The following is a 17,006-nucleotide window of genomic DNA, read 5'->3' as shown; positions in this document are numbered from 1 at the left end:
CGCAACGAACTTGAGACGCTCGTCCATACGGTTGCACTCCTGCCAAGGCACCTTCGCTCTCCTCGCAAAGGCAAAAAGTGTAACCATGTCTCCGGTATGAAATGTCACCCTTCTCTCGGGAAGGGCATTATCGGGCAATCGTCGACGTCTGGTCCATCCGTTTCGGCCGCCTTACCGTGCGAACGACGCCGCGGCGGGCTGCTCCTAGCAGCGCTGCAATCAGCCAGCCGCAGAAGAGCCCACCTGCGGCCCAGGTGAGGCCTGCGAAATCGACCGGCACACCCGGCACGAAATCGCGCCAGGCATTCGCAAACGTCGTCGAATCGGGATTGCGCATCACCACGAACGGCTTGGTGAACGGCGGCGCCAGGGTCAGCTCTTTCTGTTGCTCGGCGAGCATCTCGTAACGCGAAAAGGTCCGCCGCATCGCTTCGCCCTGATTGCGCAGGAAGGGCTGCGGCGAGGCGGAATAGATGTTGAGCGCCTCCTGGCGGTCGAGGCCGTTGTGATTGGCCTGGGCGTCGAATTCCGAGATCATGATCTTGAGCTCGTCGAGCGCGCCGCCGATCCGCTGGCGGTATTGCTGCGCGAATTCCGGTGCCTGGGAAAAGAAGACCCCGCCCAGCAGCGCCATTGCCATCGTCAGCATTCTTCCGAGCATGAGCATGGCAAACCTCTTGTTTTGCCGATCAACGACGCCGGGTCGTCAAAGGTTGCCTTGTCTTGCCCGCACATGCTCCATGCGGAAACCGAGCCCGATCAGCCGGCCGGCCAGATGGGCGAGCAGCGGAAAGCGGGCAATGCCCCGGATGAAGACCGGCGGCCCCTTGCGCTTCCGGTCGTCTCCCTCATCGGTGCGACGGCTGCTCCTCATCATCAGCTGCAGCTTCTGCGTCGCCCTGGTCGGAAACCCGCGGCGCTTTTCGACGGCGGCGAGGTCCGCGTCGTTCAGACGCTGCTCAAGCAGCGGTGCGGCGAGGATATTGGCGGCCGCCACCGCATCCTGGATCGCCAGGTTGACGCCGACGCCGCCGATCGGCGACATCGCATGCGCCGCGTCGCCGATGCAGATCAACCCCGTCCGCCACCACTGCTTCAGCCGGTCGATGCGCACCGTCAGCAGGTTGGTGTCGTCGAAACTGCGGATCTCCTGCATGCGCTCGGCCGGCAGCGGTGAAACGCCGATCACCATCTGCCGAAAAGCCTCGATACCCTTCTTGCGGATGTCGGCGAATGTGGTGCGGCGGATCACATACCCGCATTGCCAATAGTCGCCGCGGTCGATCAGCACGAAACCCTGCCGCGGTCCGGCATGGCCCATCACCTCGTTCGGATCGCCCTTCTGTTTCGACAGCTTCATCCAGACGACTTCGCTCGGCATGCCGAAACTCTCGACATCGAGACCGGCCTTTTCCCGCACGATCGAATTGCGGCCGTCGGCACCGACGACAAGCGTCGAGCGGATGGCGAGCTCTCCTTCCGGCGTCTCCAGCAGGAGACCAGAGATTACCCCTTGATCCTCCAACACGTCCGTGACCTGCGCCTGCATGATCAGCCGGAAATTCGGATAATTTTGCGCCTTTTCAGCGAGAAAGCTCAGAAAGTCCCATTGCGGCATGAAAGCGATGAAGCGGTGCCTGACCGGCAGCCGCGAAAAATCCGCGATGGTAATCGTCTTCCCGCCCATTTCGGCCGAAAGCCTTGCCGCCCGCGTGTGCGGCAGCTTCAGAAATTCGTCGATCAGGCCGAGCTCGTGCATCACCTCCAGCGTCGAGGGATGGATCGTGTCGCCGCGGAAATCGCGCAGAAAATCGGCGTGCTTCTCGACGACGATGACATCTATGCCGGCGCGCGCCAGCAGGAGGCCGAGCATCAGCCCCGCCGGGCCGGCGCCGGCGATCACGCAAGTCGTCTGGATTTCACGGTGTTCGCTCATCGTCCCACTTCGCGCAAAGATCATCCGTCGTGCAAGCTGCACTTGGTCGCAGCCGGGCCGAATTCAAGCCCGCTCTTGTGAGCCGTGGCTTTCGCTTGTAGACCAACGGCAGCTTTAGGAAATGGAAGACAGCATGGCCGAAACCGGCAAGCGCCGCATCAGCATCCTCGGTTCCACCGGCTCGATCGGCGTCAATACGTTGGATGTGGTGAACCAGCTCGGCGGCCGCGAAGCCTTCGAGGTCGTCGCCATCACCGGCAACAGCAATATCGCGCTTCTGGCAGACCAGGCGAAGGCATGCGGTGCAAAACTGGCCGTCACCGCCGATGACCGCCAGTATGCGGCACTGAAAGACGCGCTTTCTGGCAGCGGCATCGAGGTCGCCGCCGGCCGCGAGGCGCTGATCGAGGCGGGTGCGCGTCCGTCCGACTGGGTCATGGCGGCGATCGTCGGCACCGCCGGGCTTGCCCCGACGCTGGCCGCCGCCGAACGTGGCGCCGATATCGCGCTCGCCAACAAGGAATGCCTGGTCTCGGCCGGCGAACTGTTCGTCAGGGCGGTCACCGAGGGCGGCGGGCGGCTGATCCCGGTCGACAGCGAACACAGCGCCATCTTCCAGTCGCTCGAAGACGACCAGCACCACGCGGTCGAGCGCATCGTGCTCACCGCCTCCGGTGGTCCTTTCCGCACCTGGACTCGCGAGCAGATGGCCGGCGTTACCGCGGATATCGCGCGCGCCCATCCCAACTGGTCGATGGGCCTGAAAATCTCGATCGGCAGCGCCTCGATGTTCAACAAGGCGCTGGAGATGATCGAGGCGAAACATCTCTTTAATCTGCGGCCGGACCAGATCGAGGTGATCGTCCATCCGCAATCGGTCATTCATTCCATGGTCGGGTACAGGGACGGGTCGGTGCTGGCGCAGCTCGGCTGTCCCGACATGCGCACCGCGATCGGTTATGCGCTGACCTATCCGAACCGTCCGGAGCTCGATGTCGAGCGGCTGGATTTCGCAAAGCTCGCAAGGCTGGATTTCGAGGCCCCTGACGAGGTCCGTTTCCCGGCGCTGAGGCTGGCGCGCACGGCTCTTGAACGCGGCGGGGTACAGGGCGCCGTGATGAACGCTGCCGAAGAGATCGCCTTCCACGCCTTCTGCGCCGGCCGCATCGGTTTTCTCAACATGGCGGATATCGCCGAAAAGGTAATGGACGACATGGCGGGCCATCCGCCCGCAGCGACGATGGATGAGGTTTTCGCGGCGGATGCCGAGGCAAGGCGTCGTGCCGGAGAGATTATTGCTCAGAGGGAAATGGCTGCTTAGGGCGGTATTGGGCTTGGTTGCCCACGAACATCCCCTCACTTGCGATTTCTAACACTTAGCTTCGCTAAGATGTTGAAATCACTTTCTCTCCCGCAGGGGGAGAGATAAGGGTGCCGCGCCGCCGCAGCCTGCCTCTCCCCTTGCGGGAGAGGTTACAAAATCACGATCTTAGTGAAGCTAAGTCGTAGATTTTGTTGGTGAGGGGGTAGGCCGCCTCTTCAGGTGATGGGGCAAGCCGTCGTCAAGCCACGTGCCGCGCCAGCGCGCAGCGCGACCAGAGCTGGTGCAGCGAGCCGACTAGGTGTTCGATGTCCGCATCGCTATGCAGCGGCGTCGGGGTGATACGCAGGCGTTCGGTCTTGCGCGGCACGGTCGGATAGTTGATCGGCTGCACATAGACACCGCAGGTATCGAGCAGGATATCCGAGATCCATTTGCACTTGGCCGCATCGCCGACCATGACCGGCACGATATGGCTCGGGTTGTGCATGTGCGGAATACCCTGTTGATCCAGCATCGTGCGCAGCTTGCGGACACGGTCCTGATGGCGGACCCGCTCGAAAGGGCTTGCCTTCAGGTGCCGGATCGAGGCGATCGCCCCGGCTGCCAGCGTCGGCGGCAGTGCCGTCGTGAAGATGAAGCCCGAGGCAAAGGAACGGATGAAATCACAGAGCGCGGTCGACGCGGCGATATAACCGCCCATCACGCCGAAGGACTTGCCGAGCGTGCCTTCGATGATCGTCAGACGGTCCATCAGGCCTTCGCGTTCGGCGATGCCACCGCCCCGCGGGCCGTACATGCCGACCGCATGCACTTCATCGAGATAGGTCATCGCGCCGTATTTGTCGGCGAGGTCGCAGATTTCCTTGATCGGCGAAATGTCGCCGTCCATCGAATAGATGCTCTCGAAGGCGATCAGCTTCGGCGCGTTCGGATCGGCTGCCGCCAGCTTTGCCTCGAGGTCGTTGAGGTCGTTGTGCTTCCAGATCACCCGTTCGCACTTGGCATAACGAATGCCCTCGATCATCGAGGCGTGGTTCAGCGCGTCGGAGAAAATGATCAAGCCGGGGATCTTCTGGCCAAGCGTACCGAGCGTTGCCCAGTTCGACATATAGCCGGAATTGAAGATCAGCGCCGCTTCCTTGCCGTGCAGGTCCGCGAGTTCCTGCTCGAGAACCACGTGGTAGTGCGTCGTGCCAGAAATATTCCGGGTGCCTCCCGCACCCGCGCCACAGTGATCGATGGCTTCTTTCATTGCCTCGATCACGGCGGGGTGCTGCCCCATGCCGAGATAGTCGTTCGAACACCAGACGGTCACTTCCTTCGGGCCATCGGGAGTATGGCGCGTGGCGCGGGGAAAATTGCCGCGATGCCTCTCCAGATCGGCGAACACCCGGTACCGGCCTTCGCCGTGAAGACCGTCCAGTTCGCTCTTGAAAAATGCCTCGAAGTCCATGCTCACACTCCAGAACCTGCCTTGGTTTTGATTTCAGCCGCGCTTTTCGTCAACCCCGGACAAAGCGAATAGAACCAACCTGCGGCAAAAGGCCCCCTTTTTTTGAATTATTCCAATAAAAAGGTAAGCGATATCGAAAATGTGAGAATTGATCCAAGTCAAGCAGCAGGAAAGAAGAGCGGCCCTCGCCGCTCTTCCCGGCCTTTTCCGGTGATCCCGATTCGCCTCAGCCCGCAGAGATGACCGCCCTTTTCGCCATGACCTTGACCAGATTGGCGCGGTATTCCGCGTTCGCGTGCATGTCCGACATCAGGTTGGAGGCATCGACCGCGACACTGCCCAGCGCATCCGCCGACCAGTTGGAGGCCAGCGCCTGCTCGAAGCCGGGATGGCGGAAGACGCCGGATGAGCCGGCGCCGGTCACGGCCACGCGCACGCCGCCGGCGGTCTTGGCCACGAACACGCCGGTCATCGCAAAACGCGAGGCCGGGTTGTTGAACTTGGCATAGCCCGCCTTTTCCGGCGCCTCGAAGGTCACTGACGTCACCATCTCGCCCTCCTCCAGCACGGTCTCGAAAAGACCGGTGAAGAAATCATCCGCCGTGATCGAACGCCGGTCGGTGACGATGGTCGCGCCGAGCCCGAGTAGGCCGGCGGGATAATCCGCCGCCGGGTCGTTATTGGCGATCGAACCGCCGATCGTGCCCATGTGGCGCACATGCGGGTCACCGATATGTCCGGCGAGCTTGCAGATCGCCGGACATATGGCGGCAAGCTCCCGCGAAGCCGCCACATCCGCATGCGGCGTGGCAGCCCCGATCGTCACCTTGTGTCCGTCGATCGAAATCCCGCGCAGCATCGGGATATGGCGAAGGTCGATCAGGTCGCTCGGTGCGGCGAGCCGCTGTTTCATGGTCGCAATCAAGGTCATGCCGCCGGAAAGGTATTTGCCCTCCTCGTTGGCGGACTTGAGCTTGACGGCATCTTCCACCGAGGATGCACGATGATAGCTGGTAGCATACATGTCTTTTCTCCTCAGTGAGCCGCGTGCAATGCCTGCCAGACCTTCATCGGGGTCGCCGGCATGGTGAGCTTGTTATGGCCGATCGCATCGGTGATGGCGTTGATGAGCGCCGGCGGCGAACCGATGGCACCTGCCTCGCCGCAGCCCTTGATCCCGAGCGGATTGCTCGGGCAAGGCGTGTTCTGATGCGAAAGTTTAAACGAGGGCAGGTCGTCGGCGCGCGGCATGGCATAGTCCATATAGCTTGCCGTCAGCAGTTGGCCGTTCGCATCATATTGCACGTTCTCGAGCAGCGCCTGGCCGATGCCTTGGGCAATGCCGCCATGCACCTGGCCCTCGACGATCATCGGGTTGATGATGTTGCCGAAATCGTCGGCCGCGACAAACTGGACGATGTCCGTCTCGCCGGTATCCGGATCGATCTCCACCTCGGCAATGTAGCAGCCGGCCGGAAAGGTGAAGTTGGAAGGGTCGTAGAAGGCGGTTTCCTTCAAACCCGGCTCCATGCCCGAAGGCAGGTTGTGGGCGGTGTAGGAGGCGAGCGCCACCTGGAACCACGGCACCGACTTGTCGGTGCCTGCGACCTTCAGCTCGCCGTTCTCGATGACGATATCCTCCTCGGAGGCTTCCATCAGATGCGCGGCGATCTTCTTCGCCTTGGCCTCGACCTTGTCGAGCGCCTTGACGACCGCCGACATGCCGACCGCGCCGGAGCGCGAGCCGTAGGTGCCCATGCCCATCTGCACCTTGTCGGTATCGCCATGGACGATGCTGATGCTTTCGATCGGCACGCCGAGACGGCCGGCGACAAGCTGCGCGAAGGTCGTTTCATGGCCCTGGCCATGGCTGTGCGATCCGGTCAGCACTTCGATCGTCCCGACCGCGTTGACCCGCACTTCGGCGGATTCCCAGAGGCCAACGCCGGCGCCAAGCGAACCGACCGCAGCCGACGGCGCGATACCGCAGGCCTCGATATAGCAGCTCATGCCGATGCCGCGTTTCTTGCCCCTGGCTTCCGATTGCGACCGCCGGGCGGCAAAACCTGCCCAGTCGGCGGCCTGCATCGCCGCATTCAGCGAAGCTTCGTAATCGCCCGCGTCGTAATTCATGATGACGGGCGTCTGGTAGGGGAAGGAGCGGATGAAATTCGTCCGGCGCAGTTCCGCCGGCGAGACGCCGAGTTCGCGGGCCGCCGTCTCCATTGTCCGTTCCAGCAGATAGGTCGCTTCCGGACGGCCGGCGCCGCGATAGGCGTCAACCGGCACCGTATTGGTATAGACGGTGCGGACATTGGCGTGGATCGCCGGGATCGCATACTGGCCGGACAGCAGCGTCGCATAGAGATAGGTCGGCACGGCCGAGGAGAACAGCGACATATAGGCGCCAAGGTTGGCGATCGTATCGACCTTCAACGCCGTGATGCGGTTATTCGCGTCGAAGGCCATCTTCACCTTCGAGACATGGTCGCGGCCATGCGCGTCGGTGAGGAAGGCCTCGGTGCGGTCCGATGTCCATTTCACCGGCACACCGGTCTTCTTCGAGGCCCAGAGACAGATGATCTCTTCCGGGTAGATATAGATTTTCGAGCCGAAGCCACCGCCGACATCCGGCGCGATGACGCGCAGCTTGTTTTCCGGCGCGACATTATAGAAGGCGCTCATCACCAGTCGCGCCACATGCGGGTTCTGGCTGGTCGTGTAGCAGGTATAGTGATCTTCCGCCGTGTCGTAGATGCCAAGCGTGGCGCGCGGCTCCATCGGGTTCGGCGACAGGCGGTTGTTGAGGATCTCGATTTCGGTGACATGCGCAGCCGCCGCAATCGCCTTGTCCACGGCGTCAGGTTCGCCGATCTGCCAATCGAAGATCAGGTTGCCGGGCGCTTCCGGATGGATTTGCGGCGCGCCGGAGGCGAGTGCTGCAACGGCCTCGGTCACCACCGGGAGCTGTTCGTAATCGATGACCACGGCTTCCGCAGCATCGCGGGCCTCGCCGGAGGTATCGGCGACGACGATGGCGATCGCGTCGCCCACATAACGCACGGTATCGACCGCGAGTGGATGCCAGGCGCCCATCTTCATCGGCGACCCGTCCTTGGAATGGATCATCCAGCCGCAGATGAGATTGCCGATGCCGTCCGCCTGAAGCTGCTTGCCGTCGAGCACGTCGATGACGCCCGGCATGGCCTTCGCCGCGGTCGCGTCGATATCGCCGATTTTCGCATGCGCATAGGGACTGCGGACGAAACAGGCATATTTCATGCCCGGTACGGTCATGTCGTCCGTGTAACGGCCCTTGCCGGTCAAGAAGCGTTTGTCTTCCTTGCGGGTAACGCGTGCACCGATTCCTTCAACACCCATGTTCATCTCCTCCCGAGATGGTGATTAAGTGAGTAGTGATTAGGAATTAGTCGGTAGTAAGGAGTTCAAAACCAAAGCGGCGCGTGAACCACTGCTCACTAACGACTACTCACTACTCACCTATTCAGCGGCCTGACGGCCCGTTGCCATTTCGGCATCGGCGGCAAGGATCGCCTTGACGATGTTGTGGTAGCCGGTGCACCGACAGATATTGCCCTCGAGCCCGGCGCGGACCGTCTCTTCGGTCAGCGTCCCGCCTTCGCGGTTGATCAGGTCAACGGCCGTCATCACCATGCCGGGCGTACAGAAGCCGCATTGCAGGCCATGATGCTCCTTGAATGCGGCTTGAACCGGATGCAATTCGCCCTGGCCGGCGAGGCCCTCGATCGTCGTGATCGACGAACCGGATGCCTGCACCGCCAGGATCGAACAGCTCTTCACCGAATGGCCGTCCATATGAACGACGCAGGCGCCGCACTGGGTCGTATCGCAGCCGACATGCGTTCCCGTCAGACCAAGTTTTTCGCGGATGAAATGCACGAGCAGGGTGCGGTCCTCGCACTCGCCGCTCATAGCGCGGCCGTTCACGGTCAGCGTCACTTTCGTCATATGATCCTCCTCGTATCCCTCCCGGACACGCCCATCATCATTTGCTTTTTTACCTAAGGGATCAACCGCTACTTTCTAGGGAAACGGCAATATTTTGGTCGGCAGCCAGACGAGCGGCCGCCCTTCGCTTCCGTCGAATACCGAGTAACTATCGGCAAACCAAAACAAAAATCGGTGCCCAAAATATTGAGCTCATATGGACTCTTGTTCGCCGCGACCTATTGTTCCCATTGATGGCTGTTGAATTGACCCGCGGAAACGTTCGGAGTCTGCGAGACAGCCGGGCAAGATGAAGAACAAATAGGAGGATCTCATGAAGAAGGCCTTGGTGCTTTTGATGGTTGGCGCTTCGCTCGCGAGCTGCACGGCAACTGAACAGGGCGCCGGCATCGGCGCAGCATCCGGCGCCGTGATCGGCGGCCTGGCTACCGGCAACGTCCGCGGCGCCGCCGTTGGCGCTGCGATCGGCGGCGTTTCCGGTGCCTTGATCGGCTCCGTCGCCGAACAGCCGGGACAGTGCTACTACCGCGACCGTTATGGCCGCCGCTATATCGACAGCTGCCCGCGCCGTTACTGATAAACGCGTGGATTGCAGGAAAAACTGTGGCCCCGGAGCACACTCCGGGGCTTTTTCTTTCATGAAATCATCACGAAGGGGTACCCGGCTTCCTCTTTTGCAGTTAGATAGTCCGCTTCGTCGGATGCTATGAAGGCTTCCAGCCGGGGGATCCACAGCAGTTTGCGTATGCGGAACGAAAACACTGGGCGGACAGAAAAGCGGAGGTTGAGGGGGGCAGGCACGGCCACGATGCTCGCCGCTGCACTTCTCGTTTCCCCGCCGCTTTCCGGCAACGCCTACGCTTTCAAACTCTTCGGCATTACCCTGTTCGGCGACGACGAAGACAAGGTCGAGATCATCGATCCCGTCCGTTACGACGCGACGCTCGAAGCCGGCAATGCGGACAAGGACCTCAAGAAGCGTCTCGAATCCGCCGCCTCCCTGATCACCGACGAAAAGCAGCCGGTCTCCGGCGATCTCGGCGTCATCATCAAGGCGCGCGAAGACCGCGACCGGCTCGTCGCCGTGCTCTACGAAGAGGCCCGTTACGGCGGCACCGTGCATATCTCCGTCGCCGGAACCGATATCGACCGCCTGCCGCCCAACCCTGCATTCGACCACGCGGCACCCGTGCCGGTCACGGTCCGCGTCGATCCCGGTCCGGTTTTCAAACTCGGCTCGGTCCGTTTCGAGGGGGACGCCGTCGGCCGCGATCCGGAAAAATACGATCTCGTCGCCGGCGGCGCGGCGGGTTCGCGGCTGATCCTGAAGGCCAGCCAGCAGCTTCTCGTCGATTTGAAGGACGAGGGCCGCCCGCTCGCAAAGCTGACGGAGCGGCAGGTGACGGCCGATCACCGCACCAACACGATCAACGTGGTGCTCGGTGCGATCGGCGGCCCTGTTGCCCCGTTCGGAGCTGTCGCGGTGAAGGGATCGCGCACCGTCGATGCCACCTTCATCAGCCGTTATTCGCGGCTCGACAAACATGGACAATATTCGCCCGGACAATTGAAGAAGGCGAACGACCGCCTGCGCGAACTCGGGGTCTTCTCGAGCGTGACGATCCACGAGGCGGACAAGCTGGCACCGGACGGTTCGTTGCCGCTGACGATCGAGGTGTCGGAAGGCAAGCATCGCTATTTCGGCTTCGGCGCCGAATATTCCTCGATCGATGGCGCCGGCCTCGAAGGATACTGGGGCCACCGCAACCTCTTCGGGGAAGCCGAATCGCTTCGGATCGAAGGCAAAGTGTCCGGTATCGGCGCCACCACCGACGTCACCACGTTCGATTATTCCGCCGGGATCATCTTTACCAAGCCTGGCGCTTTTGTGCCCGAAGCGACCTTCGAATCCCGTCTGGAGGCGAAGAGTGAAACGCCTGACGTCTACGAGGCGCAAACCATCATCTATTCGGCCGGCATCACCTACGAGCTGAACGAGACGGACAAGCTCAAGGGCGGCGGAGAGATCGCCTATATCGACGCCGACGATGCGTTCGGCAACAACCAGTACCTCACGCTCAGCCTGCCGGTCAGCTTCGAGCGCGATGCGCGGGACAACAAGCTCGACCCGACCAAGGGATATTACGCGACCCTATCCGCCAAGCCGAGCTACGAACTGATGGACGGCACGATCTTCTCGTCGTTCGAGGGCTCGATCTCCGGTTATCTCGGCCTCGGGCAGGAGGACAACATCGTCCTCGCCGCCCGTCTGGCCGCCGGAACGCTGGTCGGCGGAAGCGACCTTGAAAGAATCCCGGCGACACGCAGATTCTTCGCCGGCGGCGGCGGATCGGTGCGCGGTTACGCCTATCGGGAAATCTCGCCCTATAACAGCGCCGATGAAGCCACGGGCGGGCGCTCTTATACGCTGGGATCTTTCGAAGTGAGGGTAAAAGTGTCAGAAAACATAGGCATTGTACCTTTCGTCGACATTGGTACGGTATCGACCGGAATCGTGCCCGATTTTTCTGATATACGTGCTGGTGCAGGGATTGGCGTGCGATATGCCACGCCTTTTGGACCGCTCAGACTGGACGTTGCAATTCCCTTGCAGCGCTATGACGGCGGTAGCCAGTACGGTATCTATGCGGGCATAGGACAGGCATTCTGAAAGGCAGTGAAGGGTAGCGTTTAAGGCATGATGCTGATGGTACGCCTGTTGAAATGGGTCTTGAAGGCTGCGCTTGGCGTGGTCGCGATCCTGTTCGTCATGGCCTTGGGCGTCTTCCTTTTCGTCGCCCTCACCCCGGTCGGCGGACGCGTCGCCGCGGACCGCATTTCCGCCATCGTCTCCACGCCTGACCGCGGCATCTCCTTCACGCGCCCGGAAGGCCTTCTGACCGGCGACCTGCGTATCGATGCCCTTACGCTGTCCGACGATGCAGGCCCCTATGCCCAGATCGGCGGCATCAAGATCGACTGGTCGCCGACATCCCTGGTGACCGGGGTCTTCCGCGCCGAGCACATTTCGGCCGACACCGTCAATTTCATCCGTGCGCCGCGGCCGCCGAAAGCGCCCGCCCCGACACAGACGGCATCGACGGGCTCCTCCGGATCGCCCTTGCCGGTCGGCATCCGCGTTGCGCAGATCGACCTGCCGGACATCAATCTCTCCCAGGCATTTTCGGGACGGGACTTCTCCCTTTCGGTGAAGGGATCGATCGACGCGACCGGACCCGACATTTCGCTCGACCTGCAGGCGACCCGCAAGGACGAGCCGGATGCCAGGGCATCTGCCGATGTGGTCTACGCTCCGTCCGAAAATCGCCTGACCCTCAAGGCTGCCGTGTCCGAGCCGCAGGGCGGCCTGCTCGCCCGCCTTTTGCGTCTGCCCGGCACTCCGGCAGTCGAACTGGCGCTCGATGGCGAAGGACCTCTGTCCGATTGGGCCGGCAAGTTGCAGGGCAGCGTCGGCGGCACTCCCGTGATCGCGGTCAACGGCAAACACCTGCTGGTCGAAAACGGCAGGCACAGGGTGGAGGTGACCGGCGGCGGCCAGCTGTCGACGCTTCTTCCGCCCGCCTTTCGTCCGCTGTTCGGCGGCACGACGGATATCAACATCGCCGCGATCTATGCGCCCTCCGGCCGCGTGGATATCGAACGCGGCGATCTCACCTCCGGCGCCGTGAAGATTGCCGCCAAGGGGGCATGGGACCCGACGGGCGACAACAGCCTCACCGCCAGCCTCAACGGCGTGAAGGGCCCCGTCGACTTCGTCTGGCCGATCAGCGGTCAGAAGAGCCGCTTCTCCTTCGAAAGCATCAATTTCACGCTGACCGGAGCATCCACCTCGGCGCGCTTCAACGCGACGGCGGCACTCAGCGCCGCCGAACTGCCGCAGGGGCGCTTCGGCCAGATCCGTCTGCAGGCGGAAAGCGAAGATCTCAACCTCATCAGCCGCTCGGGCAGCATCCGCAGCCGTTTCACCGTCGCCCGCACGGATTTCGCCAATGACGATCTCGACCGGGTGATCCGCGGGCCGGTGACCTTGGATGCGCCGCTTAGGCTCGCACCACCGGCGATCGGCCTGGATGCGGCGACCTTCGACAGCGGCAACGTCAACGGTACGCTTTCCGGCGCCTATGACATGTCCAAACAGGCGGTCACCGGCAATTTCCGGGTTTTCGCCAATCCCGCCGTCCTGCCGCCAGGACTGGTTTCGAAGTTCGAGGGCAAGCTTTCCGCCGAAGGCTACGTCAACATGGTGAACGGCGGTCGCGTCAGCCTCGAGAACTTCGTGATGCGCTCGAACGCCATCGAAGCGCACGGCAACATGCTGCTCGACAATCGGACCGTCACCGGGCGCCTGGCCGGCCGCGTGCCGGATCTGAAGCGTTGGCTGCCGGAAGCCGAGGGGGCTGCCGGTTTCGACATCTCCGCCAAGGGGCCGCTCGCCGCAATGGGCGTCAGGGCGGTGCTCAATTCCGCCGACGCGCGACTGGTCGGCCGCAAGCTCCAGGACATGAGCTTCATCCTGGAAGGCACCGCCGATCCGAACGCACCCAAGGGCAAGCTGACCGGCACCGGTTCGCTCGACGGCCAGCCGATCCGTGTCAATGCCGACGTCGCCTCCGTCCAGGGCCGCACCAGCGCGCCGGCGATCACCGCCCAGATCGGCCCGAACAAGTTGACCGGCGCCTTGAACTTCTCTCCCGCCTTCCTGCCGGAAGGCCAGCTCACGTTCGATTTCCCGGATGTCTCCCTGCTTGCAGCACTTGCGGCCCAGCAGGCCCAGGGCGACCTGAAGGGGACAGTGATGTTCAGCAATACCGGCGGCAAGGCCGGCGCCGTGATCCGGGCTTCCGGCAAGGCGCTTCGCCGCGGAACGATCGAGATCGCCCAGCCGAATATCGATCTCGCCATTGCCGACATCAAGGCGATTGCGGCCGAGGGTACGGTCCGCGCCACGCGCATCGGCGCCGGCTCGGTCGGCATCAACGACGTCAACCTCGGCGTCAGCCAGGGCGGCAACCGGACCAACTTCAATCTCGCCGCCCAGTATGACAACGCCCCCCTCACGGCGGTCGGCGATATCCAGGCCGGCGCCGATATCTCGGTCGGCATCGAGAGCTTCGCAGCGGCACCGCGCAGCATCCCGGTCCGGCTTGCTGCCCCGACCCGCGTCGCGGTCGCCAATGGCGGTGCGCGTCTTGCCGACCTCACCATCGCAACCGGGTCCGGCAGCGTCACCGTCAACGGCACGGCTGGCTCGGCGCTGGACTTGACCGCCAATATCAGGGCGCTGCCCGCCAATCTCATCAACGCGTTCGTCCCCGCGATCAACGCTGCCGGCATGATATCCGGCACGATCAACGCCACCGGCGCCGCGTCTGCCCCTGCCATACGTTACGATTTAGAATGGAGTGATGCACAGCTTCGCCAGTCGCGCGATGCTGGCATCAGTCCGTTTCGAGTCCAAGCAAGCGGCAGCTTCGCCAACGGAACAGTCACGTTAGACAAGACCCGCCTGACGGGCTCCGGCGGCCTCGATCTCTCGGCTGCCGGCAAGGTCATCCTGAAGGACGGCATTCCCGCCCTCGATATCAACGCCCGCGCCAATGCCGTGCCCGCCAGCCTGGTCAACGCGTTTGCGCCGAGCCTCGGCGCCCGCGGCACGATTTCCGGCACGGTTACCGCGACGGGAACGCCGCAAGCCCCCGCTGTCCGTTATGATCTGCGCTGGGCCGATGCAGGCGTTGCGCAGACCGCCTCCGCCGGGGTCGCGGCTTTCAACATCACCGCCGGTGGCACGTTTCAGAACGGCACCGTCACCCTCGACACCCGCCTTTCGGGCGGCGGCGGCGTCTCGTTGTCCGGCGGCGGCTCCATCTCGCTTGCAGGCGAAAAGCCGCTCAATCTGAAATTCAGCGGGAAACTGCCCTTCTCGATCCTCGCCGGACAGATGGCCGCGCAAGGCTTCGTCCTGGAAGGCACCGGCAATGTCGACCTCGCGATCGGCGGCACGGCGGCAGCGCCGGCGATCACCGGCACGGCATCCTCGTCCGGCGCGAGGCTGGTGGATGTCCGTCGTAATCTCGCCCTGACGGACCTTGCCGCCAATGTCGCCTTCGATGGCAAAAGCGCCAATATCTCCAGGCTTACGGGCAAGCTCTCGGGTGGTGGCACGGTTTCGGTCCAGGGCTCGGTCGGCATCACGCCGGGCTCCGGCTTCCCGGCCGACCTCAGGATCACTCTGGCTCAGGCAGCCTATGCCGATGGCGCGCTTTTCGCCGCTACCGCCGACGGCGCCCTGACCATCACCGGCCCTCTGACCTCAGGCCCCGTCCTCGGAGGCCGCGTAACACTGACCAAGGCGGCGATCACCGTGCCCGCCCGCCTGCCGACATCGCTTTCCGCCATCGATATCCGCCACCGCAACGCACCACCCGACGTGCTGCGGCAGATGGAAAAGATGCGGCCGAAGAGCGCCAGCGGCGCCTCGAACCCGATCGCGCTCAACCTTCAGATCAGCGCACCGAACGGCATCTTCGTTCGCGGGCGAGGCATCGACGCCGAACTCGGCGGCGAGCTGACCGTGACGGGCACGGCGATCGCACCGGTCGTCGCCGGCGGCTTCGAGATGCGCCGCGGCCGTATCGTGATCCTCGCCAAACGGATGGATTTCACCGATGGCGACATAACCTTCGGCGGCGGCCTGATCCCGGTTCTCAACATGGAGGCGAACACGACCTCCGCCGCCACGACGATCACCGTGAAAGTCACGGGCGTCGCCAACGATCCGACGATCGCCTTCTCCTCCTCGCCCGCCCTGCCCCAGGACGAGGTTCTGGCGCGGCTGATCTTCGGCCAGTCGATGTCGCGGCTGTCGCCGCTGCAGATCGCCCAGCTGGCCGACGCCGTCGCCCAGCTCGCAGGCGGGGGCTCCACATCGCTGCTTGAAACGCTGCGCAACAATCTCGGTGTCGACGATCTCGACATCAACACCGATGCGACCGGCCAGACCACCGTGTCGGTCGGCCGCTATATCAACAACCGCACCTATATCCAGGTCGAGCAGGGCGGCGAGAGCGGCGCGGAAGCGACGATCAACCTCGATGTCGGCCGCGGTGTGAAGCTCAAGGCCGGCGCCGGCACCGAAGGTGGCAAAGCCGGCATCTTTTATGAGCGCGAATACTGATCTCGCATATTTCGTTTCATTCCTGCTTGCTCGGGAGAAAAAGCATGACCTCCAAAGACATCACATTGATCGGCGTTCCTCTGGAAGAGGGCTCCGGTCGCGGCGGCTGCGCGATGGGTCCGGCGGCCTTCAGGCTTGCCGGCATCGTCAAGGCGCTGGAGGGCCTCGGTTTCCGGGTCGTCGACAATGGCGACCTGCGCCCGGAACCGGCAGCTGACCTGCCGGAGAGAAACGACGCGAAGAACCTGCCGATCGTCGCTGCGTTCACGCGCGCTCTCGAAACCCGGACCTATGAAATGGCCAAGGCCGGCACCATTCCGGTGATCATGGGCGGCGACCACGCCCTTTCCATGGGCAGCGTGCCTGGCATGGCGCGTTACGCTGCCGAGATCGGCCGGCCGCTCTTCGTTCTCTGGCTCGATGCCCATACGGATTTCAACACGCCCGAGACATCGCCCTCCGGCAACATCCATGGCATGCCGGTCGCCTTCTTTACCGGCCAGGCGGAATTTGCACCTATCCTCGACAGCGCCCGGCCTAAGGTCGATCCCAAAAACGTCTTCCAGATCGGCATCCGCTCGGTCGACGAGATCGAGCGGAAGCTCATCGCCGATCACGGCGTCAACGTCTTCGACATGCGCGCCATAGACGAGCACGGGATCGCCGCGATCATGCGCCAGGTGATCGCGGCGGTGAACGCCGCCAATGGCCTCCTGCATGTGAGCCTCGACGTCGATTTCCTGGACCCGGACATAGCGCCGGGCGTCGGTACCACCGTGCCCGGCGGCGCGACCTTCCGCGAGGCGCACCTGATCATGGAAATGCTCCACGATACCGGGCTCGTCGCGTCGCTCGATCTCGTCGAGCTTAATCCGTTCCTCGACGATCGCGGCAAGAGCGCCCGGATCATGGTGGAACTGGCGGCAAGCCTTTTCGGCCGGCGTGTTCTGGATCGTCCAACTCGCTCTGCATAATCAGAGGCAAGTCTACATCTGAAATAAATCAGACAGTTACTCGCGACAAATCTCAATATAAGTTTTTAGTATAGAAAATAAACGAAGATCTACTTACCGCTGAGAAATTTGACAATAGACAAGTGGATACG

11 protein-coding genes are annotated in these 17,006 nt (G+C 62.8%); 5 read left to right on the top strand and 6 right to left on the bottom strand.

From position 1 onward, the window contains the following. Positions 1-127: 127 nt before the first annotated feature. Positions 128-667 (bottom strand): DUF2937 family protein, encoded by a 540-nt coding sequence (locus C5J26_RS27315; RefSeq protein WP_105404618.1) that lies wholly within the window; start codon positions 665-667, stop codon positions 128-130. Positions 668-706: 39 nt separating this feature from the next. Continuing rightward, positions 707-1,936 carry an FAD-dependent oxidoreductase gene (locus C5J26_RS27310; RefSeq protein WP_245441294.1) on the bottom strand — a complete coding sequence of 410 codons (1,230 nt, stop codon included), beginning with the start codon at positions 1,934-1,936 and terminating at the stop codon, positions 707-709. 133 nt (positions 1,937-2,069) lie between these two features. Here C5J26_RS27310 and dxr point away from each other — a divergent pair, with 133 nt between their 5' ends. Beyond that, positions 2,070-3,257: a 1-deoxy-D-xylulose-5-phosphate reductoisomerase gene (gene dxr, locus C5J26_RS27305; protein ID WP_105404616.1), complete on the top strand. Its 1,188-nt coding sequence runs from the start codon at positions 2,070-2,072 to the stop codon at positions 3,255-3,257. A gap of 241 nt (positions 3,258-3,498) precedes the next feature. Here dxr and hemA read toward each other — a convergent pair whose 3' ends face one another. From hemA to C5J26_RS27285, 4 genes are all read right to left on the bottom strand, one after another. After that, on the bottom strand, positions 3,499-4,713 hold the full coding sequence (gene hemA / locus C5J26_RS27300) for a 5-aminolevulinate synthase (RefSeq protein ID WP_046637191.1): 1,215 nt from the start codon (positions 4,711-4,713) through the stop codon (positions 3,499-3,501). Positions 4,714-4,939: 226 nt separating this feature from the next. Next, positions 4,940-5,737, bottom strand: a complete 798-nt coding sequence (locus C5J26_RS27295; RefSeq protein ID WP_105404615.1) for a xanthine dehydrogenase family protein subunit M — start codon at positions 5,735-5,737, stop codon at positions 4,940-4,942. A gap of 11 nt (positions 5,738-5,748) precedes the next feature. Further along, positions 5,749-8,094, bottom strand: coding sequence for a xanthine dehydrogenase family protein molybdopterin-binding subunit (locus C5J26_RS27290; protein ID WP_105404614.1), 2,346 nt, complete (start codon positions 8,092-8,094; stop codon positions 5,749-5,751). A 120-nt stretch (positions 8,095-8,214) separates the two neighbouring features. Next, entirely contained in the window at positions 8,215-8,703 is a 489-nt protein-coding gene (locus tag C5J26_RS27285; protein ID WP_105404613.1) for a (2Fe-2S)-binding protein, read from the bottom strand. 313 nt (positions 8,704-9,016) lie between these two features. Here C5J26_RS27285 and C5J26_RS27280 point away from each other — a divergent pair, with 313 nt between their 5' ends. The 4 genes from C5J26_RS27280 (at position 9,017) to rocF (ending at position 16,875) form a co-directional block, all read left to right on the top strand. Further along, positions 9,017-9,280, top strand: coding sequence for a glycine zipper domain-containing protein (locus tag C5J26_RS27280; protein ID WP_007759184.1), 264 nt, complete (start codon positions 9,017-9,019; stop codon positions 9,278-9,280). Positions 9,281-9,448: 168 nt separating this feature from the next. Beyond that, a complete protein-coding gene (locus C5J26_RS27275; protein ID WP_371681956.1) occupies positions 9,449-11,374 on the top strand; it encodes an autotransporter assembly complex family protein in 1,926 nt (641 codons plus the stop codon). A 27-nt stretch (positions 11,375-11,401) separates the two neighbouring features. After that, positions 11,402-15,901, top strand: coding sequence for a translocation/assembly module TamB domain-containing protein (locus tag C5J26_RS27270; protein WP_105404611.1), 4,500 nt, complete (start codon positions 11,402-11,404; stop codon positions 15,899-15,901). A gap of 44 nt (positions 15,902-15,945) precedes the next feature. Then, on the top strand, positions 15,946-16,875 hold the full coding sequence (rocF, locus tag C5J26_RS27265; RefSeq protein ID WP_105404610.1) for an arginase: 930 nt from the start codon (positions 15,946-15,948) through the stop codon (positions 16,873-16,875). Positions 16,876-17,006: the final 131 nt, after the last annotated feature.

This window comes from Neorhizobium sp. T7_12, from assembly GCF_002968535.1.
Lineage (GTDB): Bacteria > Pseudomonadota > Alphaproteobacteria > Rhizobiales > Rhizobiaceae > Neorhizobium > Neorhizobium tomejilense.
The sequence above is the reverse complement of the archived record's forward strand: the minus strand, read 5'-3'. Positions and strand labels throughout refer to the sequence as shown.

Bases quoted from the DNA above. Each gene is read 5' to 3' on its own strand.
- C5J26_RS27285 (WP_105404613.1), bottom strand. From the start codon at position 8,703: ATGACGAAAGTGACGCTGACCGTGAACGGCCGCGCTATGAGCGGCGAG.
- C5J26_RS27310 (WP_245441294.1), bottom strand. From the start codon at position 1,936: ATGAGCGAACACCGTGAAATCCAGACGACTTGCGTGATCGCCGGCGCC.
- C5J26_RS27295 (WP_105404615.1), bottom strand. From the start codon at position 5,737: ATGTATGCTACCAGCTATCATCGTGCATCCTCGGTGGAAGATGCCGTC.
- rocF (WP_105404610.1), top strand. From the start codon at position 15,946: ATGACCTCCAAAGACATCACATTGATCGGCGTTCCTCTGGAAGAGGGC.
- hemA (WP_046637191.1), bottom strand. From the start codon at position 4,713: ATGGACTTCGAGGCATTTTTCAAGAGCGAACTGGACGGTCTTCACGGC.
- C5J26_RS27270 (WP_105404611.1), top strand. From the start codon at position 11,402: ATGATGCTGATGGTACGCCTGTTGAAATGGGTCTTGAAGGCTGCGCTT.
- C5J26_RS27290 (WP_105404614.1), bottom strand. From the start codon at position 8,094: ATGGGTGTTGAAGGAATCGGTGCACGCGTTACCCGCAAGGAAGACAAA.
- dxr (WP_105404616.1), top strand. From the start codon at position 2,070: ATGGCCGAAACCGGCAAGCGCCGCATCAGCATCCTCGGTTCCACCGGC.
- C5J26_RS27280 (WP_007759184.1), top strand. From the start codon at position 9,017: ATGAAGAAGGCCTTGGTGCTTTTGATGGTTGGCGCTTCGCTCGCGAGC.
- C5J26_RS27315 (WP_105404618.1), bottom strand. From the start codon at position 667: ATGCTCATGCTCGGAAGAATGCTGACGATGGCAATGGCGCTGCTGGGC.
- C5J26_RS27275 (WP_371681956.1), top strand. From the start codon at position 9,449: ATGCGGAACGAAAACACTGGGCGGACAGAAAAGCGGAGGTTGAGGGGG.